General features: G+C 63.9%; 17 protein-coding genes. 11 read left to right on the forward strand and 6 right to left on the reverse strand.

What is annotated here, in order from left to right; genetic code table 11:
• Positions 1 to 36 precede the first annotated feature (36 nt).
• The 9 genes from PSEMAI1_RS0102415 (at position 37) to PSEMAI1_RS0102455 (ending at position 6,332) form a co-directional block, all read left to right on the forward strand.
• Complete coding sequence (locus PSEMAI1_RS0102415; protein WP_024301329.1) at positions 37 to 921, forward strand: flagellin; 885 nt, start codon at positions 37 to 39, stop codon at positions 919 to 921.
• Positions 922 to 991: 70 nt separating this feature from the next.
• A complete protein-coding gene (locus PSEMAI1_RS0102420) occupies positions 992 to 1,414 on the forward strand; it encodes a flagellar protein FlaG (protein ID WP_029770454.1) in 423 nt (140 codons plus the stop codon).
• 61 nt (positions 1,415 to 1,475) lie between these two features.
• Positions 1,476 to 2,795, forward strand: a complete 1,320-nt coding sequence (fliD, locus tag PSEMAI1_RS0102425; protein ID WP_024301331.1) for a flagellar filament capping protein FliD — start codon at positions 1,476 to 1,478, stop codon at positions 2,793 to 2,795.
• 51 nt (positions 2,796 to 2,846) lie between these two features.
• Positions 2,847 to 3,278 carry a flagellar export chaperone FliS gene (gene fliS, locus PSEMAI1_RS0102430; protein ID WP_024301332.1) on the forward strand — a complete coding sequence of 144 codons (432 nt, stop codon included), beginning with the start codon at positions 2,847 to 2,849 and terminating at the stop codon, positions 3,276 to 3,278.
• Between the two features lie 23 nt (positions 3,279 to 3,301).
• Positions 3,302 to 3,619 (forward strand): hypothetical protein, encoded by a 318-nt coding sequence (locus PSEMAI1_RS0102435; RefSeq protein ID WP_024301333.1) that lies wholly within the window; start codon positions 3,302 to 3,304, stop codon positions 3,617 to 3,619.
• A gap of 86 nt (positions 3,620 to 3,705) precedes the next feature.
• Complete coding sequence (locus PSEMAI1_RS0102440; RefSeq protein WP_156943075.1) at positions 3,706 to 4,065, forward strand: DUF2802 domain-containing protein; 360 nt, start codon at positions 3,706 to 3,708, stop codon at positions 4,063 to 4,065.
• A complete protein-coding gene (locus PSEMAI1_RS0102445; RefSeq protein WP_024301335.1) occupies positions 4,062 to 5,072 on the forward strand; it encodes a flagellar hook-length control protein FliK in 1,011 nt (336 codons plus the stop codon). The genes PSEMAI1_RS0102440 and PSEMAI1_RS0102445 overlap by 4 nt, the downstream gene beginning before the upstream one ends.
• The gene (locus tag PSEMAI1_RS0102450) at positions 5,053 to 5,391 is read left to right on the forward strand and encodes an EscU/YscU/HrcU family type III secretion system export apparatus switch protein (protein WP_024301336.1); all 339 of its coding nucleotides are present in this window, start codon (positions 5,053 to 5,055) and stop codon (positions 5,389 to 5,391) included. The genes PSEMAI1_RS0102445 and PSEMAI1_RS0102450 overlap by 20 nt, the downstream gene beginning before the upstream one ends.
• Positions 5,392 to 5,465: 74 nt before the next feature.
• Positions 5,466 to 6,332 (forward strand): NAD(P)-dependent oxidoreductase, encoded by an 867-nt coding sequence (locus tag PSEMAI1_RS0102455; RefSeq protein WP_024301337.1) that lies wholly within the window; start codon positions 5,466 to 5,468, stop codon positions 6,330 to 6,332.
• Positions 6,333 to 6,399: 67 nt separating this feature from the next.
• Here PSEMAI1_RS0102455 and cyoE read toward each other — a convergent pair whose 3' ends face one another.
• The 6 genes from cyoE to PSEMAI1_RS20425 all read right to left on the reverse strand — a co-directional run bounded on the left by cyoE (position 6,400) and on the right by PSEMAI1_RS20425 (position 17,368).
• Positions 6,400 to 7,326, reverse strand: coding sequence for a heme o synthase (gene cyoE / locus PSEMAI1_RS0102460; protein WP_024301338.1), 927 nt, complete (start codon positions 7,324 to 7,326; stop codon positions 6,400 to 6,402).
• Positions 7,327 to 7,337: 11 nt separating this feature from the next.
• The gene (cyoD, locus tag PSEMAI1_RS0102465) at positions 7,338 to 7,661 is read right to left on the reverse strand and encodes a cytochrome o ubiquinol oxidase subunit IV (RefSeq protein ID WP_036986169.1); all 324 of its coding nucleotides are present in this window, start codon (positions 7,659 to 7,661) and stop codon (positions 7,338 to 7,340) included.
• Complete coding sequence (gene cyoC / locus PSEMAI1_RS0102470) at positions 7,661 to 8,278, reverse strand: cytochrome o ubiquinol oxidase subunit III (protein ID WP_024301340.1); 618 nt, start codon at positions 8,276 to 8,278, stop codon at positions 7,661 to 7,663. Before cyoC ends, cyoD begins: the two co-directional genes overlap by 1 nt.
• 6 nt (positions 8,279 to 8,284) lie before the next feature.
• A complete protein-coding gene (cyoB, locus tag PSEMAI1_RS0102475; RefSeq protein WP_024301341.1) occupies positions 8,285 to 10,324 on the reverse strand; it encodes a cytochrome o ubiquinol oxidase subunit I in 2,040 nt (679 codons plus the stop codon).
• A gap of 9 nt (positions 10,325 to 10,333) precedes the next feature.
• Positions 10,334 to 11,266: a ubiquinol oxidase subunit II gene (gene cyoA / locus PSEMAI1_RS0102480; protein ID WP_024301342.1), complete on the reverse strand. Its 933-nt coding sequence runs from the start codon at positions 11,264 to 11,266 to the stop codon at positions 10,334 to 10,336.
• A 1,038-nt stretch (positions 11,267 to 12,304) separates the two neighbouring features.
• Positions 12,305 to 17,368: an autotransporter-associated beta strand repeat-containing protein gene (locus PSEMAI1_RS20425; RefSeq protein ID WP_156943076.1), complete on the reverse strand. Its 5,064-nt coding sequence runs from the start codon at positions 17,366 to 17,368 to the stop codon at positions 12,305 to 12,307.
• Positions 17,369 to 17,668: 300 nt separating this feature from the next.
• On the opposite strand from PSEMAI1_RS20425, the gene PSEMAI1_RS0102495 reads away from it, so the two are divergent.
• A complete protein-coding gene (locus PSEMAI1_RS0102495; RefSeq protein WP_024301344.1) occupies positions 17,669 to 18,460 on the forward strand; it encodes a response regulator in 792 nt (263 codons plus the stop codon).
• 2 nt (positions 18,461 to 18,462) lie between these two features.
• Positions 18,463 to 21,081: a 7TM-DISM domain-containing protein gene (locus PSEMAI1_RS0102500; protein ID WP_024301345.1), complete on the forward strand. Its 2,619-nt coding sequence runs from the start codon at positions 18,463 to 18,465 to the stop codon at positions 21,079 to 21,081.
• The last annotated feature ends 90 nt before the right edge of the window (positions 21,082 to 21,171 follow it).

A 21,171-nucleotide genomic window follows, 5' to 3' on the forward strand; every position in this document is an offset into this window, starting at 1 on the left:
GTTAAACCCGCCGAGCCCCCCTTTAAGGAGATCGACATGGCTATCGTCGTCAATACCAACATTGCTTCTCTGAACGCTCAGCGGAACCTGAGTTCCTCCAGCAGCTCGCTGGCCACCTCCCTGCAGCGCCTGTCTTCCGGCCTGCGGGTGAACAGCGCCAAGGACGATGCCGCTGGCCTGGCCATTTCCCAGACGCTGACTTCGCAGATTCGCGGCAACAACCAGGCGGTTCGCAACGCCAACGACGCCATCTCGGTTTCGCAAACGGCCGAAGGCGCCCTGGGCCAGGTAGGCAACAACCTGCAGCGTATCCGTGAAATCGCCGTGCAGGCGGCCAACGGCGGCGTGAGCGACTCCAACCGTTCCCAACTGCAGAAAGAAGTCGACCAGCTCACCCAGGAAATCAGCCGGATCGTCCAGACCACCAACTTCAACGGCACGGCCCTCTTGAGCGCCTCCGGTTCGCTGACCTTCCAGGTCGGTGCCGACGGCACGGGTACCAACCAGGTCACCATCAGCCTGTCGACCCTGGGTTCGGCAGCGGCAACCAACGGCGTGGGTGCGAGCGCGGTGTCCTCCGGCCTGAACACCTATGCCTCTTCCCTGACGGCAACTGGTACAATCAACGTACTGACCTCGGCCAACGCGTCCGCCAACATCGCCGGCCTGGATGCCGACATTGCACAGATTTCCAACCTGCGTTCCACCTTCGGTGCGGCACAGAACCGTTTCGACGCGGTGATTGCCAACCTGCAGAACTACGTGGAGAACCTGACCGCGTCCCGGAGCCGTATCATCGACGTCGACTTCGCGTCCGAAACGGCCAACCTGACCAAGAACCAGATTCTGCAACAGGCCGGTACCGCCATCCTGGGTCAGGCCAACGCCTTGCCGCAAGCAGCCCTGTCGCTGCTGCAGTAAGCTGAAAGGTCGATGAACTGAGAGGCACCCCAGCATAGCCATGTCTGGGGTGTACCTCATGGAGGTGGTGATGCAAATCAATCCTTCGCTAAGCCCCGGGGTGCTATACCAGCCATCCCAGAAAACGTCGCCAGGGATTCAGCAGGCGAGTGATGCCGCGACCGCCGTGCCCGTGCCGAAAGAACTCGATCGGGCCGTCAACGGCGTCGGCAAGTCGGCCGAGTCGCAGGCCGGCTCGGATTCCGCGGCCAAGCAGGAAAAGCCGCCGACCGAGTCGGAACTGCACGATTCGGTCAAGAAGCTGAACGAAGCCCTGAAGCACTACAACAACAACCTCGAATTCACCGTGGACGAGGACACTCAGGCCACCGTGGTCAAGGTTGTCGATAGCGAGACCAAGAAAGTCATACGGCAGATTCCTTCCGAAGAGGCATTGCGGATCGCCAAGGCCATCGAGGACTTCAAGGGCCTGCTGCTCAAGGACAGTGCCTAAGCAGTACGCGGTGCCTACCTTCAAGCCTGTTGAAGGCTGACCGCTCTTTAGGAGACATGTGATGGCTAGCATTTCGACCACGGCCGGCTCGCTCGATGTACAGGGTTTGGTTTCGCAGCTGATGACCATTGAACGGCAGCCGCTGACAGCCAGCCAGTCCCGCCTCTCCAGCTACAACTCCCAGCTTTCGGACCTGGGCAACCTGAAGTCCCAGCTATCCACCTTGCAAACCAAGGCCCGCGCGCTGACCACACTGGATTTCGTCAACATCTACAAATCCACCTCGTCGGATACCACCGTGCTCAGCGGCACGGCCGGGGCTGACGCCAGCGCCGGCGTGTACCAGATCAACGTGACCAAGCTGGCTACCTCGGAACAGAAAGTGTTCGACTTGCGCGATGGGGGCAGCGCCATCACCGACAAGGCGGCGGCGATTGCCGGGCTCAACGGTTCCTTCTCCATCACCGTGGGCGGCACCACCACAGCGATTGACCTGGGGGCGAGCGATGTGTCGCTCGATACCTTGCGCCAGAAGATCAACGCGGCGGATATCGGCGTCAATGCCACCATCGTCAGCAGCCAGGGCAATTACAAGCTGGTTCTGGCCTCTGAGGACTCGGGCTCCGCCAACGCCTTCAGCTTCGCGACCCCCATTCCCGTTCTCGGCCAGTCCGCCACGGCGGTGAGCGAGTCGAAAACCGCGACCGACGCCGAATTGACCATCAACGGCGTCGCCATTACCGCCAGCAGCAACACCATCACCGATGCCATTTCCGGCATCAGCCTGAGCCTCAGCAAGCTGGGGTCGGCCAACCTGACGGTGGCCCGTGACGAGTCTTCCATCATCCAGAAGGTTCAGGATTTCGTCGATCAGTTCAATACGGTCAAGAACCTGACGGGCAGTCTGCGTTCGGGCAGCCTGAAGGGCGACGCCAGCCTCTTGAGCATCCAGCAGCGGCTGACCAGCGTGCTGACGAAGCCGGTGTCCGGTTACGATCCGACGACAGACTACGCCTACCTGTCCCAGATCGGCATCTCGATCCAGAAGGACGGCACGCTCAAGCTGGACCAATCGGCGTTCAAAAAGGCGATGAACGACAACCTGGACAACGTCTCCAAGCTGTTCGGCAACACCAACAACGATGGCTTCGGCGATCGTTTCGTTTCCCAGGTGACGGACCTGCTCGGCACGACCGGCATCCTGGAAACCCGCACGGCGACGGTGAATATCAAGATCAAGGATGAAGAGCTGAACCAGGACCGCATCCAGGAGCGTCTGGACAACAAGGAAGCGTCCTATTTGCGCCAGTATTCGGCGCTGGATGCGGCGCTGACCGAGATTCAGCGCACCAGCAGCTATCTACAGTCCCTTCTGGGCTGACGAACGAATGTTTTCCATGGTTAATCAACCAGTCAAGTTTGGTACTCCATCATGAATAGACGAGCCCTGCAGCAACTCAACAAGGCGTATCTGGACGATGCCCTGCAGGTGGCCGTGTATGGCGCCAGCCCTGTCGGCATCATCGTTCTGCTGTACGAGGGCGCGATCAAGGCGCTGCAACAGGCCGAGCGGGCGATGGCGGAGCAGCGGTTCGATGTGAAGAGCGCGATGATCTCCAAGGCCATCGACATTCTCGACGGCCTGCGCGAGGTACTCGATTTCCAGCAAGGCGGCGATATCTCGCAAAACCTCAGCGACCTTTACCTCTACATGAAGAGCCGGCTGAGCGTGGCCAACCTCAAGAACGATCCCGCTATCCTCGTCGAAGTGCAGGGGCTGCTGGAAGAGATTCTGTCTGCCTGGAAACAGGTTGAGAAAACCGCGGCGATGGTGCCGCAGAAGGCTGTCAACGCAGGGTTCTGAGCGGCTGTTTCGGGAGAGGGGCCATGGATCGTCAGGAGCTTGCCCTGCTGGCACAGGAGTTTTGCCGTCTTACCGGCGAAATGAGACTCGCCTTGCTCCACGAAAAGCTGGAAGAGTTCTTCCAGCTCTCCGATGCGCGCGCTCATTGTCAGCAGGCTCTCCAGGATGGGGCCGGTCCACGCTTGCTGGAGCAGGTGCCGGCGTGCCGCTCCGAGCTTCTGGCAGCAATGGAACAGAATCGAGAAATCGACCAGTTGCTGTCGCGCTGCAAAGAAGAGGCCCAATCCTTGCTGGCCTCGTCCCGGCAACAGCAGCGGCTCATGAAAATCTACCGTTCTTGACCGCTTATCGCCGAATCCACCACTAGGGGGAAAGCCTCTCTGCTATAGTCTTAAGGTGTAGGGAAGGAGCATGTCAGGGGTACACCGTGTCCATTTGGTCCATTATCGCCTTGTCGCTGTCTGTGCTCGCCGTGGTCGCGAGCGCGTATGGATGGTGGCACTTTGCGCAGCTGGAAAAGCGGCGCGATAAATTGATGGCACTTCATCTTGACCAACTTCAGCAGCAGCTCAGCATGCTGCAGCGCGACATGGAGCAGTTGGCCAAAAACAAACCCTCGTTCAAGCCGTCGGCCAAGGGCGAGGACTTGTCGGCGACGCCCTACAACCAGGCCATCGAACTGGTCAAACACGGTTTGTCGGCGGCCGAAGTGGCCGAGCGCTGCGGCATTTCCCGCAGCGAAGCCGAGCTGATCGTGTCCTTGTATCGCAATAATTCCACTTCATGATTTCCCCCCTTTCCGGCAAGGCCCTAGGCGCCACCTCGGTGTCCGGCGTCCGCCTGCTCGGCGAGGGCGGGCGGTTGCTGCTGGAGGCCGCCGTCCTGCCGGCCAAGGTGCCGCCGTTGATCCTCGGAGAGCAGGTCTCGGCCCGGGTGGCGGAACGGCTGGACAACGGCCAGTTCGCCGCGCTGATCAAGAACGGCCTGTTCACCCTGAATCTGCCCAAGGGCATGCAGCTCGCCGGCGACACGCTCACCCTGCGCGTGACCAGCCTCTCACCCCAGCTGACCTTTGCCTTGGTCGACCAAACCGCCGATGCCGAGGTGCAGGACGGCTCGGTCGACGTCTCGTTGAGCCCCGCCTCGCGCTACCTGACCGAGCTGCTGGATAGCGGCAAGAAGGCCCCGGCGCAGGCCGGCTTGCGGCTGGACGCGTCGCGCCAGGATGCGGCCGGGCTGGCCGAAGCCTTGAAGCAGGGGGCGGACAAGAGCGGCCTCTTTTACGAATCCCACGTCAAGGCCTGGGTCGACGGCCGGCTGCCGCTGGAAAGTCTCAAGGACGAGCCGCAGGCCCGGCTCGGGCAAAGTCTCGGTCTGGCGCCGGGCACGTCCACCGAGCATGGCAAGGCCGCTCAGGCGGAACTGGGCAACCTGGTGCAGCGGCAACTGGACACGCTGGAGAATCGTCAGTTGCAGCTGCAAGGCTGGGCTTGGCCCGGGCAGCCGCTGCAGATGACCATCGAAGAGGACAAGACCCGCGAGCGGGAGGCGGGCGCTGGCGCCGACGAGGTGCCGGCGTGGTCCACGCGGCTGGCGCTGGACCTGCCGATGCTGGGGGGGCTGTCGGCCCGTATCCGCCTCGTCGGCGGGGCGGTGCAGGTGTCCTTCGCCGCCGAGGAAGCGGCGACCGAGCAATTGATCCGCGACCACGCGGGCCGGCTCGAGTCGGGGCTGGGCGCCGCCGGACTGAATCTCGCGACGCTGTCGGTGAGCCATGAAGAAGCCCCCCGCTGATCCGGCGCGCCGCTCCGCCATCGCCCTGAGCTACCGGGACGGTGCGCGCGCGCCGAAGGTGGTGGCCAAGGGCTATGGCGAGCTGGCCGAACGTATCATCGAGCGTGCCCAGGAGGCCGGTGTGTTCGTGCACGACTCGCCGGCGCTGGTGTCGCTGCTGATGCAGGTCGACCTCGACCAGCAGATTCCGCCGGAACTGTACCGCGCGGTGGCCGAAGTGCTGGCTTTCGTCTACTTCCTCGAGCATCAGGCCGCCGGGCAGGACTTCGAGTTCGAGGCCTGGCTGGCGCAGCGCCCCTCTCCCCAGCCCGAAAACTGATGTGCCGGCTGGCTTGTGAGGCCGGCTTTCCGTATGCTTTTCCCCTGAATGCCATAACGTTGACGAGGAATTCAATGAAAGTAGGTTATATCGGGCTGGGCATCATGGGGCGTCCCTGCGTGCTCAATCTGCTCAAGGCCGGACACCAGGTCAGCGTGTGGGCGCGCCGGCGCGAGTCCGCCGCACCGCTCCTCGCTGCCGGCGCCCGTTGGTGCGACTCCCCGGCCGAACTGGCCGCCGAGGTCGAGCTGGTGGTGACCAACGTGTCCGACACCGCCGACGTGGAGGCGGTGCTGCTCGGCGACCATGGCGTGGCGCAGGGCGCCAAACCGGGCCTGGTGTGCGTCGACATGAGCACCATCTCGCCGATCGGCGCGCGCAAGATCGCGGCCAGCCTGGCCGAAAAGGGCATCGACTTTCTCGATTGCCCGGTGTCGGGCGGCGAGGTCGGCGCCATCAATGGCACGTTGACCATCATGGTCGGCGGCAAGTCCGAGGCGCTGGAGAAGGCGCGTCCGGCGCTGCAGGCGATGGGCAAGACCATCACTCATATCGGCGAGTCGGGCGCGGGGCAGGTGGCTAAGGCGTGCAACCAGATCGCCGTCGGCGTCGGCGTGGCGGCGGTGGCCGAAGTGATGAAGCTGGCCAAGGCCTGCGGCGTGGACCCGGCCCCGGTGCGCGAGGCGCTGCTCGGCGGTTTCGCCCAGAGCCGGGTGCTGGATGTCCACGGCCAGCGCATGATCGACGACAACTACGCGCCGGGCTTCAAGGCCAAGCTGCACCTCAAGGACATGGGGATCGTGCTCGACACCGCGCGCGAACTGGGCATCAAGCTGCCGGAAGCGGAGCGGGTGGCCGGCCTGATCGGCGAGCTGGTCGAGAAGGGGGAGGGCGAGCTGGATTCGTCGGCCATCGCCCGGCTGATCTGGGAAAAGAACTGAGCCGGACGACGCGCTCGATACAAACAGACAGGGCCCCAAGCGGGGCCCTGTTTGTTTCGTGGGGGACTCAGGCGACCAGCTTGCCCAAGGCCGCCAGCACGCCGCTGCCGGGGGCAGGGGTGCAGCACAGCTCGGGAATCTGGAAATCCACCGCCATCATCACCGAGAGTGCGGTAATCGTGATGATGGAGAAGAAGAACACCTGACGCGCCCACACCCGGTCGTCGGTGCTGCTCTTGTAGCCCGACAGCGCCATCTTGAGCCACCACAGGCTGGTGGCGCAGGCCACGGCGAGGTAGCCGTAGCCGGCGTAGCCGCCGAAGGCCAGCATCACCGTCGCCACGGCGAAGGCCAGGATGTAGAGCACGATCTGCTGCTTGGCGGCCGAGACGCCCTTCACCACCGGCAGCACCGGGATGTTGGCGGCCTCGTAGTCCTTGAAGCGGAAGATCGCGATCGCGTACGAGTGCGGCATCTGCCACAGGCAGAACATCAGGAGCAGGATGGCGGCCCCCATGTCGAACTGGCCGCTCACCGCGCAGTAGCCCGCCACCGGCGGCACCGCGCCGGACAGGCTGCCCACCAGCGTGCCGTACACCGACTTGCGCTTCATATACAGGCTGTACACGCCGACGTAGATCACGAAGCCGAACAGCGCGCAGGCGAAGGCCAGCGGGTTGGTCCAGTGCCACAGCGTCCCGAAGCCCGCGATGCCCAGCACGATGCCGTGCCAGAAGGCGGCCTTGAACGACATGGCGCCGGTGACCAGCACGCGGTTCTTCGTGCGCGCCATCTTGCTGTCGATGTCGCGGTCGATGCAGTTGTTCAGCGAACAACCGGAAGCGACCACCAGCGACAGCCCGATGATCGTCGCCAGGAGCAGCCCGAGGTCGACCTGGCCCCGCGCGGCGAGCAGGAAACCGCCCGCCGTCGAGATCAGATTGCCGAAGATGATGCCCGGCTTGGTGACCTGCAGGTAGCGCTTGAGTTTCACGTCAGGCGCTCTCAGGGCATCATCAGCGCGTCGGCGCTGAAGATGATCCATACCGACAGCACCACCAGCAGCACGATCACCAACGCGGTGAACAGGAAGGCCAGGGTGTTGACGCGGCCTTCGCTGCTGAAGTTCAGGTGCAGGAAGTACTTCAGGTGCACTAGGATCTGCACCACGGCGAAGCCGGCGATGGCGAGCAGGGTGGTGTGGCTATCGAGGCCGCCGTTCATCACCATCCAGAACGGGATGACGGTCAGGATGACCGACAGCACGAAGCCGGTGAGATAGGATTTGACGCTGCCGTGGCCGGCGGCGTGGTCGTGACCATGGCTCATCAGATGGCCCCTTTCAGATAAACGACGGTAAAGACGCAGATCCAGACGATGTCGAGGAAGTGCCAGAACATGCTCAGGCAGTTCAGGCGGGTCATGGCGCGGCCGGTCAGACCGGTCTTGATCACTTCCAGCATCATCACCGCCATCCAGATCAGGCCGGCGGTCACGTGCAGGCCGTGCATGCCCACCAGGGCGAAGAAGCCGGACAGGAAGGCGCTCTTGTCCGGGCCGTGGCCCTCGGCGATCAGCGCGCCGAACTCGTGCAGTTCCATGCCGATGAAGGTGGCGCCGAACAGGAAGGTCACGGCCAGCCAGCCCAACAGGCCAGCCTTGTTGCCCTTGTGGCCGCTGATCATGGCGAAACCGTAGGTGATGCTGGAGAACAGCAGCGCGAAGGTTTCCACCAGTACGAACTTGAGCTCGAAGATATCGCGGCCGCTGACGCCGCCGTTCACGTTGCCCACCAGTACCGCGTAGGCGGCAAAGGCGCTGGCGAACAGGATGCAGTCGGTCATCAGGTAGAGCCAGAAGCCCAGCTCGACGCTGGCGCCGCTGTCGTGGTGCTCATGGTCGTCATGAGCGTGCGTGTCGTGCAGTGCAGTTACGTGCGAAGTCATGGCTGTTTACACCTGCTCCAGAGTTTTGGCCGGGCGCGGACGGGCGGTTTCGCGCTCGTCGTAGCGGTCGAAGTCGATGCCCATCTTTTCGAAGCGCTCGCGCTCGATGGCTTCCACCTCGTCCGGCTGAACGTAGTAGTCGAGATTGCTGTCATAGGCGCGGCCCAGCATGCTGGCGATGATGCCCAGCAGGCCGACGATAGCGAGCCACCAGATGTGCCAGATCAGGGCGAAGCCGCATACGAGGGTGAAACCGCCGATGTAGACGCCGGCCGCGGTGTTCTGCGGCATGTGGATCGGCGCGTACTGCTGCGGAATCTCATAGGCCACGCCTTTTTCCTTCATGTCGGTGAAGGCGTCGATGTCATGCACGTGCGGCACCTTGGCGAAGTTGTAGAACGGCGGCGGCGAGGAGGTCGACCACTCCAGGGTGTGGCCATTCCACGGGTCGCCGGTCACGTCGGCGAGCTGCTTGCGGTTGCGCACGCTCACGTAAATCTGCAGCAGCTGGCAGCCGATGCCGATGGCGATCAGCACCGCGCCGATGCAGGCGGCGTACAGCCACGGGGTCCACAGCGGGTTGTCGGTGTGGTTCAGGCGACGGGTCATGCCCAGGAAGCCCAGGATGTAGAGCGGCACGAAGGCGAAGTAGAAGCCGGTCTGCCAGAACCAGAACGCGGCCTTGCCCAGACGCTCGTCCAGCTTGAAGCCGAAGGCTTTCGGGAACCAGAACACGAAGCCGGCGAGATAGCCGAATACGGCGCCACCGATGATGGTGTTGTGGAAGTGGGCGATCAGGAACAGGCTGTTGTGCAGCACGAAGTCGGCGCCAGGCACGGCCATCAGCACGCCGGTCATGCCACCGATCGAGAAGGTGACCATGAAGCCCAGGGTCCACAGTACCGGCGCGGTGAAGCGCAGGCGGCCGCGGTAGATGGTGAACAGCCAGTTGAACAGCTTCACGCCGGTCGGCACCGAGATCACCATGGTGGCGATGCCGAAGAAGGCGTTGACGCTGGCGCCGGAACCCATGGTGAAGAAGTGGTGCAGCCACACCATGAAGCCGAGTACCGTGATCACGCCGCTGGCGACAATCATCGAGGTATGGCCGAACAGGCGCTTGCCGGAGAAGGTGGAGATCACTTCCGAGAAGATGCCGAAGGCCGGCAGGATCAGGATGTACACCTCCGGATGACCCCAGGCCCAGAACAGGTTGAGGTACATCATCGGGTTGCCGCCGGCTTCACTGGTGAAGAAGTGGAAGTCCAGGTAGCGGTCCAGCGTCAGCATGGCGAGTGCGCCGGTCAGGATCGGGAACGAGCTTACGATCAGCACGTTGGCCCAGGTGCAGGTCCAGGTGAAGATCGGCATTTGCATCAGTTTCATGCCCGGTGCGCGCATCTTGAGGATGGTCACCAGGAAGTTGATCGCCGTTAATGTCGTCCCGATACCGGATATCTGCAGCGCCCAGATGTAGTAATCCACCCCCACGCCTGGGCTGTAGGCCAGTTCCGACAGCGGCGGGTAGGCCACCCAGCCGGTGCGGGCGAACTCACCCACGCCGAGCGAGATGTTCACCAGCGCCGCGGCGGCCACCAGCAGCCAGAAGCTCAGCGAGTTCAGGAAGGGAAAGGCCACGTCACGGGCGCCGATCTGCAGCGGCACCACGATGTTCATCAGGCCGGTCATGAACGGCATGGCCATGAAGATGATCATGATCACGCCGTGGGCGGTGAAGATCTGGTCGTAGTGCTCGGGCGGGAAGATGCCGTGGGCGCCACCGGTGGCCATGGCCAGCTGGGTGCGCATCATCAGCGCGTCGGCAAAGCCGCGCAGCAGCATCACCAGCGCCACGATGATGTACATGACGCCGATCTTCTTGTGGTCGACCGAAGTCAGCCACTCTTTCCACAGATAGCCCCACTTGCCGAACTTGGTGATGGCGGCAATGATCGCGAGGCCGACCAGGCCGGCGCCGGAGAGCGCCCCCATGATGATTGGCTCATGGAACGGTATGGCGTCCAGAGTCAGTTTGCCTAATAACATTGTCTTTCCTTACTCTTTAACGACCGGCGTCTTGCACAGGCTCTTGGAGAGCGCGGCAAGCTGAATGGGGCTGAGTCCGGCTTCCATGGCGGTCTGGTGGCTGGCCATGTACTTGCTCAGTACGCCGTAGAACAGGCCCGGCGTGACGGACGAGAAGTGCTGCACCGGGTTGTTTTCACTCGGATTCAGCAGTTGGGTGTAGCTGGCGGCATCCAGCGGCTTGCCCTGGCGCACCTGTTTCACCCAGGCGTCGAATTCGGCCGGAGTGGCGGTAGCGATGGCCTTGAACTTCATGCCGGAGAAGCCGGCACCGCTGTAGTTGGCCGATATGCCGTCATAGCTGCCAGGCTCGTTGGCGATCAGGTGCAGCTTGGTCTGCATGCCGGCCATCGAGTAGATCTGGCCGCCCAGCTGCGGGATGAAGAACGAGTTCATCGCGGCATCGGAGGTGATCTTGAAGTTCACCGGGGTGTTGGCCGGGAAGGCCAGCTGGTTCACGCTGGCGATGTTCAGGTCGGGGTAAATGAACAGCCATTTCCAGTCCAGCGACACGACCTGCACGTTGATCGGCTTCACGTTGGAGTCGAGCGGACGGTACGGATCCAGCTTGTGGGTGCTGTTCCAGGTGATGACGGCGAGGAAGGAGACGATGATGATCGGGACGATCCAGACTACGGCTTCGATCTTGCCGGAGTGCGACCACTTCGGGTCATAGGTGGCGTTCTTGTTGCTGGCGCGGTATTTCCAGGCGAAGCCCAATGTCATCAGAATGACCGGGACGACCACCAGCAGCATCAGCACGGTGGCCGTGATGATCAGGGATTTCTCATCCGCCGCGACCTGGCCTTTCGGATCAAGAATGCCTCCTTGGCAGCCGGAGAGCAGGGCGGCGGCGGCCAGCAGAAGCCCTCGTAAAATGCGTGGGTGTTTACTGTGTATCATCCTACGACCTTAGTGAAGTGAAAGTAACTTTTTGTCGTGCCCAAGCGAACCCAACGTCACGGGGGTCGGCCGTCACATCGGTCTGGCTTGGGGAAGCAAACGCGTATTTCGCCCGAGGCGGAATAACAAGGCCAAATGCCGCAGTCCCGGTCAAAAACGGCACGCCGCGACGACGCCGACAACGGCTGTTTCGAGATCGCGATGGCCCCGGAGATCACTTGATACGAACGACTGGCGATCGTTCAGATAGATGGCGTGACAGCAAGAAATTCACTGTTCGAGAGGCAGAGGCAGGCGCGGAACGGGCGCGGGAATCCTCTTGCGAGGACATCCGCATCACATCCCGGCGAACCGTCAAAAAAGCAATTATGCCTGTCGAGTACTTCGCTTTAGGTAAGGAAAAGCGAATGGAATGGGGTGGGTCATTCCATCGTTTGGATCTGAACTGGACGGGCGGTATTGAATGCCATTTTTGATGCTTATTCAATACCAGCAACCAGGCGGTGTGCGCCCCGCCGGCACGGTTTGAACCATTGCCTGACAGGAGGGATTTGTTGCGGTGCCGCCATCGCCCGCTATAGCGTCTTCTATGAAGTTCGCATGGGCGACAGGAGGGGCGAGGGATTGTTACAAATTGTTACAAAAAAATGTCGGCGGAGGCGGCAGCGGGCGGGCAACTGGCATGCCGCCTGCATTTCCCGTGAAGAATCTGTCCAGTTACAGGGGGAGCGGCAGCGACAACTCAAATGGTGGCAGCGCGTGTAGTCCGCCGGGCGCAGGAGAGCGCTGCGAGGCGGTATGATCGGCGCAATGAGGGTGGTTGTCCTTGATCCAAGACAAGAAACCGGCAGGAAAATGCCGCAGGAGGCTCGTCCGGGAGGAGCCCGCCTGTCCGGCTTGCTGCTGCCGGGGCGGGAATGGCTGCAGTATCCGTGTGCATGAAAGCAAACAGGGCAACGGCGCAAACCGTTGCCCTGCTTCGAGAAGCCCAATGGAAAAGCCCACACGGGCTTCCCTCGGGTACTTACTGCGGCATAATCAGAAACGGATGCGCAGACCCGCCGTCGCACCGACCTCGCTACGCCCTTTCCCTACCTCCCCATTCAAACCAGCGTAGATATACGCGCTGCGATTCAACTGTACCGTGCCACTGAGCGATGCCTGCACGAAGTCGCGGCCGGCATGCGGTGCGACCACCGTCAGGTTTTCTTTCGCTAGGCGGCCATTTACCTCCGGCCGGCCCTCATCGCCGATGTCACGCCCCACTGCGACGCTGAACTTGTAGGTCACTGATTCGGTCAACGGGTCCTTGGACAAAGAGCCTCCCGACAGACCTGCCAGCACGCGGGTACCGTTTGCCGAGTAGCCGCCGAACGACAATCCGGCTTCCGAGGCCGAGCCCTCGTCGATGCCCTTGCGTGCCGAGTGCTGCCACAGCGCCCGGGCGAACGGCTCCACGGTCTGCTTGCCCAATTGCAGCGGCAGACGCACCCCCACCCCTACCAATGCTTCCTGGCCATCGGCCGTGGTCTGCAGCGAACCGGTCTGTTGCAGCGGATCGGTGCGCTGGGTCTTCCAGCGGCTGGTGCCGTAGGCGGCAACGCCGTCCAGCACGAAGTCGCCGGCACCTAGTTGGCCGTAGACAAAGCCCAGGCTGTCGTCCACCGCGCCGGTGCCGGCGTTGGCCGATACATGGTTGGTGGCGTACGAGAAGCCGGCGCCGAACAGGTTGCGACCGTTGCGGTAGAGATCCCGACCCACGGTGTACTGATCACGCTGGGTACGGTAGCCCGAGGCGTAGCCGTCGGCGTCGAAGTCGCCATGGTTGGTCGATACATCCAGCCACAGATCCTGCACGGCACCCAGTTCGGTGCCCTCCACGCCCGGATCCTTGCTGCCCGCTTCATGAGCGCGCAGACGACCCGCCACCTGGTTTTGCAGGGCACGACCCGCCTGCGGTGCGGCCGCCGCCAGTGCACCATGCACTTCGCCGGACAACCGGCGCGTCAGGTCAGGCAGGGTGTTGCCGTTGACACCGGCCACGGCGTAGAGCAGATCGCTCTGACGCGACGTGGCGCTGCCATCGTCCTGGTGGGCCAGCAGTTTGTCCAGCACCCCGCCGGCCGACTGGGCATTGACGTTGCCCTTGCCCTTGGCCAGATAGGCGGCGTAAGACGTCGGCGTCAGCACCAGGTCGACGCTGTCGCTGCCGCGCATATTGTAGAAGGCAGTGAAGCGGGTATCCGCCGCCAGTCCGCTCGCCGGCTGGGTCAGCGTAGCGAAGCGGCCGACGATGCCGCCATCGGCCGTAATGATGCGGAACAGATCGCCCACCGACGGCGTGAAGGTGTTGCTCGCACTGCCGGTGATGCCGCGCAACTGCGGCGCCAGCGTGACGTTATCGCTGATGATGAACTGGCCGCCGGTGATGTCGAGGTGTGAGTAGTGCCCCGCACCGTTGCCGATGGTGGTGCCGTCGATATCTTCCTGGAAGGAACTACCCGCCAGCATCGTGGTGGTGCCGACCTGGGACAGCAGGCCCGGAGAGTTACCCGGCGCCAGCGTGCCGCTCACCGTCATGTCGCCGATGATAAGGCCGCTCCCGCGCAGGGTGCCGGCAGCATCAACCTGCACCCAACTGTCGAGGGTGCCGTTGGCGCGCAGCATGCCGTCCTGCACGCAGGTCCCGTTGTTCATGGTGGCGCTGCCGGTCAGATTCAGCGTGCCGGTGCCGGTCTTGTTGAAGCAGCCGCTGCTGCTATTGCTGCTGATGGTACCGGACAGCGTGGTGGTGGTGCCGGCATCGACATTCACTTCGGCCTTGCCGGCCACCAGCACCTGCTGGTTGGCACCGAGGGTTTGCGTGGTGTGCAGCGTGCCGCCATTCAGCAATACGGTGCCGGTGCCGAGCGAGGAGCCCAGCGCCACGTCCACGACACCGCCGTTGATGGTGGTGCCGCCGCTGTAAGTGTTGTTGCCGGTCAATACCAATGTGCCGTCGCCGCCCTTGAACAGCCGGCCGCTACCGTCGATGCCGCCATTCTGGGTAAAGGTCGTGCCGGCGTCGGTCAGCAACTGGCTGTCGGCCAGCAGCGTGATCTTGCGGCCGGTGCTCATGTCGGCCGTGGTCTGCAGCGTCCCGCCATTGAGGGTGACGTTGCCGGATGCATCGCCCAGCGCCGAGTCGACTGCCACCTGTAGCGTGCCGGCGTTGACGGTGGTGCCGCCGCTGTAGCTGTTGCTGCCAGACAGGGTGAGCGTACCGCTGCCGGTCTTGCTCAGGCTGCCCGTGCCGGCGATGTCGCCCGAGAAAGTCGTGCTGCCGTTGTCGCCCCCGGTCGTGAGCTTGGCCGAGCCCAGCGTCACATGGCCAGCACCGGCCAGCGAACCGATCGTCTGGTCGAAGCCGTTCAGATCCAGCGTCGCGCCGGTCGCTACCGTGATGGCCGAGTCGGATGCCAGCGAGCCCGCCTTGCCGGCCTTGAGCGTGCCGCCGCTCACCGTCGTCGCGCCACTGTAGTCGTTGTCGCCGGACAAGGTTAGTGTGCCGCTGCCGGTCTTGGTCAGGCTACCCGTGCCGGTGATGCCGCCCGAGAAGGTGGTGCTGTTGTCGCCGCCGGTGGTCAGATTGGCCGAACCCAGCGTCACATGGCCGTCACCGGCCAGCGAACCGACCGTCTGGTCGTAGCCGTTCAGGTCGAGCGTCGCGCCGGCCGCCACCGTGGTGGCGGAGGCCGCCGCCAGCGCATTGGCCTTGCAGGCCTTGAGCGTGCCGGCGCTCACCGTGGTGGAGCCGGTGTAATCGCTGCCGCACAGCACCAGCGTGCCTGCGCCGGCCTTGGTCAGACCACCGCCGCCGGAAATCTGGCCGTTCTCGGTCAAGGTGGTTGCGTCTGCCACATCGATGATGCCGTTGCCGGTCAGCGTGATGGTGCGTGCCGAATCGTGGGTCGCAGTGGTCGCCAGCGTGCCGTTGTTCAGCGTCAGGCCGCCACCGGCCGCGCCCAGCGCCGCATCGGCCGCCACTCTCACAGTTGCCCCGCCGCTGACTGTTGTGCCACCGCTGTAATCGCTGCTGCCGGAGAGCGTCTGGGTTCCACCGGATACCGCCAATCCGCCCGTGCCGCCGATGGCGCCGGCGAAGGTGTCGCTGGCGCTGCCCAGCGTCAGCGTCTTGCTACCGAGTACCACGCTGCCGTTGCCGGCCAAGGTCTTGATGATGGAGCCGGCAGTGGTGCCGGAGATGTCGAAGGTGCCGTTGTCGGTCACGCCGCTCGACTCGGCGATGTCGCCAGCGCCGGACAATGCCAACGTCGCGCCGCTGCCGATGCTGGTGGCGCCGCTGTAGCTGTTGTTGCCGCTCAGCGTTTCGCTGCCGCCCGATACGGTCAATCCGCCCGTGCCGCCGATGGCGCCGGCGAAGGTGTCGCTGGCGCTGCCCAGCGTCAGCGTCTTGCTACCGAGTACCACGCTGCCGTTGCCGGCCAAGGTCTTGATGGTGGTGCCGGCAGTGGTACCGGAGATGTCGAAGGTGCCGTTGTCGGTCATGCCGCTGGACTCGGCGATGTCGCCGGCGCCGGCCAGCGCCAGCGTCGCGCCGCTGCCGATGCTGGTGCCGCCGCTGTAGCCGTTGTTGCCGCTCAGCGTTTCGCTGCCGCCCGATATGATCAGTCCGCCCGTGCCGCCGATGGCGCCGGCGAAGGTGTCGCTGGCGCTGCTCAGCGTCAGCGTCTTGCTGCCGAGTACCACGCTGCCGTTGCCGGACAAGGTCTTGATGGTGGTGCCGGCAGTGGTACCGGAGATGTCGAAGGTGCCGTTGTCGGTCACGCCACTCGATTCGGCGATGTTGCCGGCGCCGGCCAGCGCCAGCGTCGAGCCGCTGCCGATGCTGGTGGCGCCGCTGTAGCTGTTGTTGCCACTGAAGGTGATTGTACCGGAACCCTTAAGGGTCAAACTACCGGTGGCGCCACTCGCATCGGAGATCACGCCACTGAAGGTGGCCGAATTGCCGTTGGCGTCGATAGTGCCGCCGGCGGCCTTGATCGAGAGGTCGCGGACGACCGTCCCGCTGTCGGCGACGCTCAGGGTACCGCCGTCGAAGACCGGATTGACCGCGCCGGAGGAAAGCTCGGTCGTGGTGTAGGCGGCTTTGCCGGTATCGATATCGGGCTTGGTGGTCCCCGCTCCCGCGTCGACAACCGCCTTGGCGATGTCGGTACCGAAGATATAGGAGTAGTCGAGCGTTTTCGAGTTGCCTGCGCTCAGGCTGCCAATGTTGAAACCGAGCCCGATGGTATAGTCGCCGTTGCCGTCGTTTGTGCCGTTGAAGTAATCGGTCGGATTTGTTGACCATCCCTTGGAAATACCCGCACCATGATTGGTAGGGTCGGCGCTGTAGAGGCCGATGACGTACTTCGACACGAGCGCCTCGGCGTACACTAGGTCTTTGGAGGAGACGTCGGCCGTGCCCAGGAAGTTGTTGGTCTGGGAGCTGTCACCGGCAGCTGCCCTCGCGTCCGGGTCGGTAAACCGACCGAAGTACAGGCCACCGAGGTCCTGGTTCGCCGTGATCGTGCTCTTGATGTGGACCTGTTGGTCGGTGTCGTTGAAGTAGACATCGTTGGTCAGCGAGAACAAGATGCTCCCGCCGAGCGAGTAACTCCCGGTCCACACGGCGCGGTTGTCGTAGGTGGCGCCGCCGAATGTGACGCCGCTGTAGTCGGTCAGCGTGCCGCTGAATGGTGTCTGAGCACGATTACTAGCATTGTTGTTGCTGGTGCTGAACGCGCCGCCAGACGATGCGGTGCCGGCAAGCGCGAAGCCTTCGAACGGAGTCCCCGGCGTCAGGTAATCGTAGTTAGGATTGAAGCTGGCTTTGCCGGTGCCGTCATACAGGATGCCGGGAGGTGTGGAGCCCCCAGAACCCAGCGTGCCGACGTCATTCACGCCGATCTTGATGTAGTTGCCTTGAAGAATAAAAGGGGTCGCCAGCGCGTTGCCCGCCGCGCCGACCATCATCGCCCCGGTCAGCACACACACCGCGACCGAGGCCACCTTGCCGCCCACCTTGGTCAGCCGATACGTTAAATCGATTCTTTTCACTCGCTGCTCCCTGTTTTCGAAAAGTCGAATGTCAAGGAAGCGGGGCGGCGTACCGTTCTCCCACCATCAATAGTCGCTCCCCCGGACTCAGGAAGAGATGCTATCGAGACGACAAATGGTTCGAATTTGGAAAACCGGAAGGATTCTTTGCAAAATGGAAAAAGAGGGCAAAAAGAAGGAATACCGGGAGCACGGGCGATGAAACCCGGCATGGGCGCGGCTTTGTCGCATCACCCACTATGAAACCAGAACCCTGAAGCGGTATATTTGTTAAATAAATACAAATACATTGCAAAAAGCATGTTTAATGCCAAAGGCCTGATAGAGGCTTGCCACCTTCTGATCGTCGACGACTCGCTCGACGAATTGCGGCTGCTGAAGACCTTGCTCGACGCGCACCATTTTCGGCTGTCGGTCGCCTTCGATGGTCTGCAGGGCTACCAGCGCGCGCAGACCTTGCGTCCCGATCTGATCCTGATGGACGTGCGCATGCCCAAGGTTGACGGCTTTGCCGCCTGCCGGCTGTTGAAGGCCGACCCGAAGACGCACAACATCCCGGTGGTGTTCCTGTCGGCGGCGAACGCGCCCGAGGAGCGCCTGACCGGGCTGTCGATCGGCGGCGTCGACTACGTGACCAAGCCTTTCCTCGCCGAGGAAGTGCTGGCGCGGGTCCGGATTCATCTGCGCCTGGCGGGCCGGCCTGAGCGGACCGGCGACATGGCGACCGTGGCGGACGCGGCGCTCGATCCGGACGAGGTGCTGCTGCAGGCCGGCATCGAACTGATCCGCCGCCGGCTCGGCGAACCGCTGACCGTGGACGAGATCGCCACCCGGCTGGGCAGCTACGAGAAGAAATTGTCGGCGCTGTTCCGGCAGCGCACCGGGCTGACGGTGTTCGCCTTTCTGCGCGAGGAGAGGCTGCGAACCGCGCGCCAATGGCTGGCCGAGACCGACACCGGCGTTCAGGACATCGCCGAGCAGCTCGGATTCCAGAATGCCGGCAATTTCGCAACGGCTTTTCGCGAGCGCTTCGGCCTGACGCCGACGGCGTACCGCAAGTCGGTACGTGCCGGCCACCCCATCGAGGATTGAACATGCTGGCCATGCTGCATCGTCGTGTCTGGCTGTTGCTGCTGTGCGTGGGCTGGAGCCTCATCGCCGGCGCTACGCCGCTGGCAATCCAGGAGCAGGAGAACGGTCTCTGGCTGCAGCCCTTCGTCGAGTTGATAGAGGACGCCGGCCGTACCGCCTCTCTAGCCGACGTGCTGGAGCATGGGCGCTTCGAGCCGGCGGCGCCCGCGCGACTGACGCCGGGGTATTCGCGCTCGGCGTTCTGGCTGCGCGCCAGCCTGTCCAATCCCAGTTCCTATCCCCGCACCGCCTGGATCGAGGTCGGCCATGCGCGGCTGCAGCAGGTGACGTTCTATCAGCTCGACGCCGGGCGCTGGCAAAAGCAGGAGGCCGGCACGCTGCAGCCGTTCTCGACCCGGCCGCTCGACACCTCGACCCCAGTGTTCCCGGTCACGCTCAAGCCCGGCGAGACGCGGCAGATCGTGTGGCGGGTGGCGTCCAGTTCCGCGATGTCGTTCGTGCCGCGCCTGTGGACGCCGGAGGCTTTCCGCGCCGAGGAGGCGCTCACCGCGCTGGTGCGCGGCCTGGAGCTGGGCTCGCTGACCGTGCTCGGCCTCTACAGCCTGATGCTGTTCTTCTCGCTCGGCCAGCGCGGCTACGCTTTCCACGGCGCGTCGGCGCTGACCTTCGTCGTCTACGAACTGGGCATGACCGGCCTCGGCTTCCGCTTCTTGTGGCCCGAGGCCACCGGCTGGGCGACGCGCTCGATGTCGCTGAGCATCAACGTCTCGCTGGTGTGTTTCCTGCTGTTTTTCCGCGAGTTCCTGGAGACACGCACGCGCATGCCGCGCTGGGATAAGTTCATGCTGGTGTTGATGGCCGGGCTCGCGGTGTCGACCGTGCTGTCGCAGTTCGTCGACTATACGATCGGGGCGCGGCTCGGTACCCAGCTCGGCCTGCTGATCACGGTGGTGCTGCCGCTGTTCTGCTTCTGGACGCTGGCCCGCGGTGCCGGCACGAGCTGGGCGTACACGCTGGCGAGCTTCACGATCTCGCTCGGTAATCTCGCCCGCGTCCTCGAAAACCTCGGCTTGCGCGCGCCGGACCGGCTCTCGTCCTACGGCGTGCCGCTGGCCGGCGCGCTGTGCACCTTCCTGCTGCTGGTCGCGTTCACCCAGCAGATGCGGCGCGTGCGGCAGCAGAAGGACCAGGCGATGGCTTCGCTGCTCGCCTTCCGCGAGAAGGAGAGGGAGGAGTTGGAAGCCCTGGTGGCGACGCGCACCGCCGAGTTGAACGTCGCGCTCGACCAGGCGCAAAGCGCCAACCGTGCCAAGAGCGCGCTGCTCGCCCACATCAGCCACGACCTGCGCGCCCCGTTGTCGACCATCCTCGGCTACGCGAGGCTGCTCGCCCACCCCGGCTCGGACGCGCAGAAGAGCCGGCGCGCCATCGAAGAGAGCGCGCGTCACCAGCTCGAGCTGATCGACGAGCTGCTCGACTTCTCGCGGGGCGAGCTGGGCGAGGTCGCCATTCGGCCGACGCCCGGTTACTGGTACGCCTTCATCGACGGCGTCGCCGACGATGCGCGGCAACTGGCGCTCTACCAGAACAACAGTTTCGTGCTTGACGCGGACGTCGATGTGCCGCCGGTGCTGTGTACCGACTTCAAGCGCTTGCGCCAGGTGCTGGCCAACCTGATCTCGAACGCCGCCAAGTTCACGCGCGACGGCACGATCCGGCTCGCGATCCGGCGCCTGCCCGACGCGGGGGGGCCCGGACGCGTGACGCTCGGCTTCGGATTGGCGGACACCGGCATCGGCATGTCGGCTGACACGCTGTCGCGCCTGTTCCAGCCGTTCGAGCGCGGCGACAACGCCTACGAGCATGAAGGCACCGGCCTCGGCTTGGTGATCGCCCGCTCGCTGGTCCGCAAGCTGGGTGGCGAGCTGACGGTCGCCAGCCGCCTCGGCGAGGGCAGCTGCTTCGCGTTCTCGCTGCGTTTCGAGGTGCGTAGCGAGGCCGATCTGCAGTTGACTCGCGGCCAAGATGCCGCCACTTCGCCCGCTGCGCGGCGCCGCCATACCATCCTGGTCGCCGACGACGTGCCCGAGAGCCGTGAGTTGACCGCCGACTGGCTGCGCAGCGCCGGCCACGAGGTACTGGAGGCGGCGGACGGCGATGAGGCGCTACGGCTGCTCGGCCAGCGCTCGGTGGATGTGCTGGTCTCCGACCAGCGTATGCCGCAGCGCGATGGCTGGGGGCTGCTCGCCGCGTTGCGCGAAAGGTCCGCCGCGCCGCCGGTTCTGCTTTATTCGGCCGAGCCGGCGCGCCGTCCCGCGACGCTGGCTGACCATCTGTGCTTCGATGCCGAACTGCTCAAACCGGCCGACCCGGGGCAACTGCTCACCACGATCGAGGCGCTGCTGAGTCTCCCCGAGACTACGCCGTTGAAGCCGGGTCCGACCGATCTGGCGGCGCTACGCGCACTGATCGATGACGGTCGGGTCAGCGATATCGAGAACTGGGCGCTTGCATTGGGACGCGACCCGATCCACGCCGATTTCGCGCGCGAGGTAGCGCAGGCCGCGGCAGACCTCGACTTCGAGCGGCTGACACATTGCGTCAGCCATGAGGCAACGTGATGGTTCCGTTGGCCCGAGCGCCGGCCTGACAGCCTGGCCGGATCGGCGGGCAATGGCCTGGCCATAGAAAAAGCCATGTACTGCCGCGGC

This window comes from Pseudogulbenkiania sp. MAI-1, assembly GCF_000527175.1.
Classification (GTDB): Bacteria; Pseudomonadota; Gammaproteobacteria; order Burkholderiales; family Chromobacteriaceae; genus Pseudogulbenkiania.

What these genes read in the sequence shown, in the direction of transcription:
- PSEMAI1_RS0102415 (WP_024301329.1), top strand. Translation starts at nt 37, where the DNA reads ATGGCTATCGTCGTCAATACCAACATTGCTTCTCTGAACGCTCAGCGG.
- PSEMAI1_RS0102420 (WP_029770454.1), top strand. Translation starts at nt 992, where the DNA reads ATGCAAATCAATCCTTCGCTAAGCCCCGGGGTGCTATACCAGCCATCC.
- fliD (WP_024301331.1), top strand. Translation starts at nt 1,476, where the DNA reads ATGGCTAGCATTTCGACCACGGCCGGCTCGCTCGATGTACAGGGTTTG.
- fliS (WP_024301332.1), top strand. Translation starts at nt 2,847, where the DNA reads ATGAATAGACGAGCCCTGCAGCAACTCAACAAGGCGTATCTGGACGAT.
- PSEMAI1_RS0102435 (WP_024301333.1), top strand. Translation starts at nt 3,302, where the DNA reads ATGGATCGTCAGGAGCTTGCCCTGCTGGCACAGGAGTTTTGCCGTCTT.
- PSEMAI1_RS0102445 (WP_024301335.1), top strand. Translation starts at nt 4,062, where the DNA reads ATGATTTCCCCCCTTTCCGGCAAGGCCCTAGGCGCCACCTCGGTGTCC.
- PSEMAI1_RS0102450 (WP_024301336.1), top strand. Translation starts at nt 5,053, where the DNA reads ATGAAGAAGCCCCCCGCTGATCCGGCGCGCCGCTCCGCCATCGCCCTG.
- PSEMAI1_RS0102455 (WP_024301337.1), top strand. Translation starts at nt 5,466, where the DNA reads ATGAAAGTAGGTTATATCGGGCTGGGCATCATGGGGCGTCCCTGCGTG.
- cyoD (WP_036986169.1), bottom strand. Translation starts at nt 7,661, where the DNA reads ATGAGCCATGGTCACGACCACGCCGCCGGCCACGGCAGCGTCAAATCC.
- cyoC (WP_024301340.1), bottom strand. Translation starts at nt 8,278, where the DNA reads ATGACTTCGCACGTAACTGCACTGCACGACACGCACGCTCATGACGAC.
- cyoB (WP_024301341.1), bottom strand. Translation starts at nt 10,324, where the DNA reads ATGTTATTAGGCAAACTGACTCTGGACGCCATACCGTTCCATGAGCCA.
- cyoA (WP_024301342.1), bottom strand. Translation starts at nt 11,266, where the DNA reads ATGATACACAGTAAACACCCACGCATTTTACGAGGGCTTCTGCTGGCC.
- PSEMAI1_RS0102495 (WP_024301344.1), top strand. Translation starts at nt 17,669, where the DNA reads ATGTTTAATGCCAAAGGCCTGATAGAGGCTTGCCACCTTCTGATCGTC.
- PSEMAI1_RS0102500 (WP_024301345.1), top strand. Translation starts at nt 18,463, where the DNA reads ATGCTGGCCATGCTGCATCGTCGTGTCTGGCTGTTGCTGCTGTGCGTG.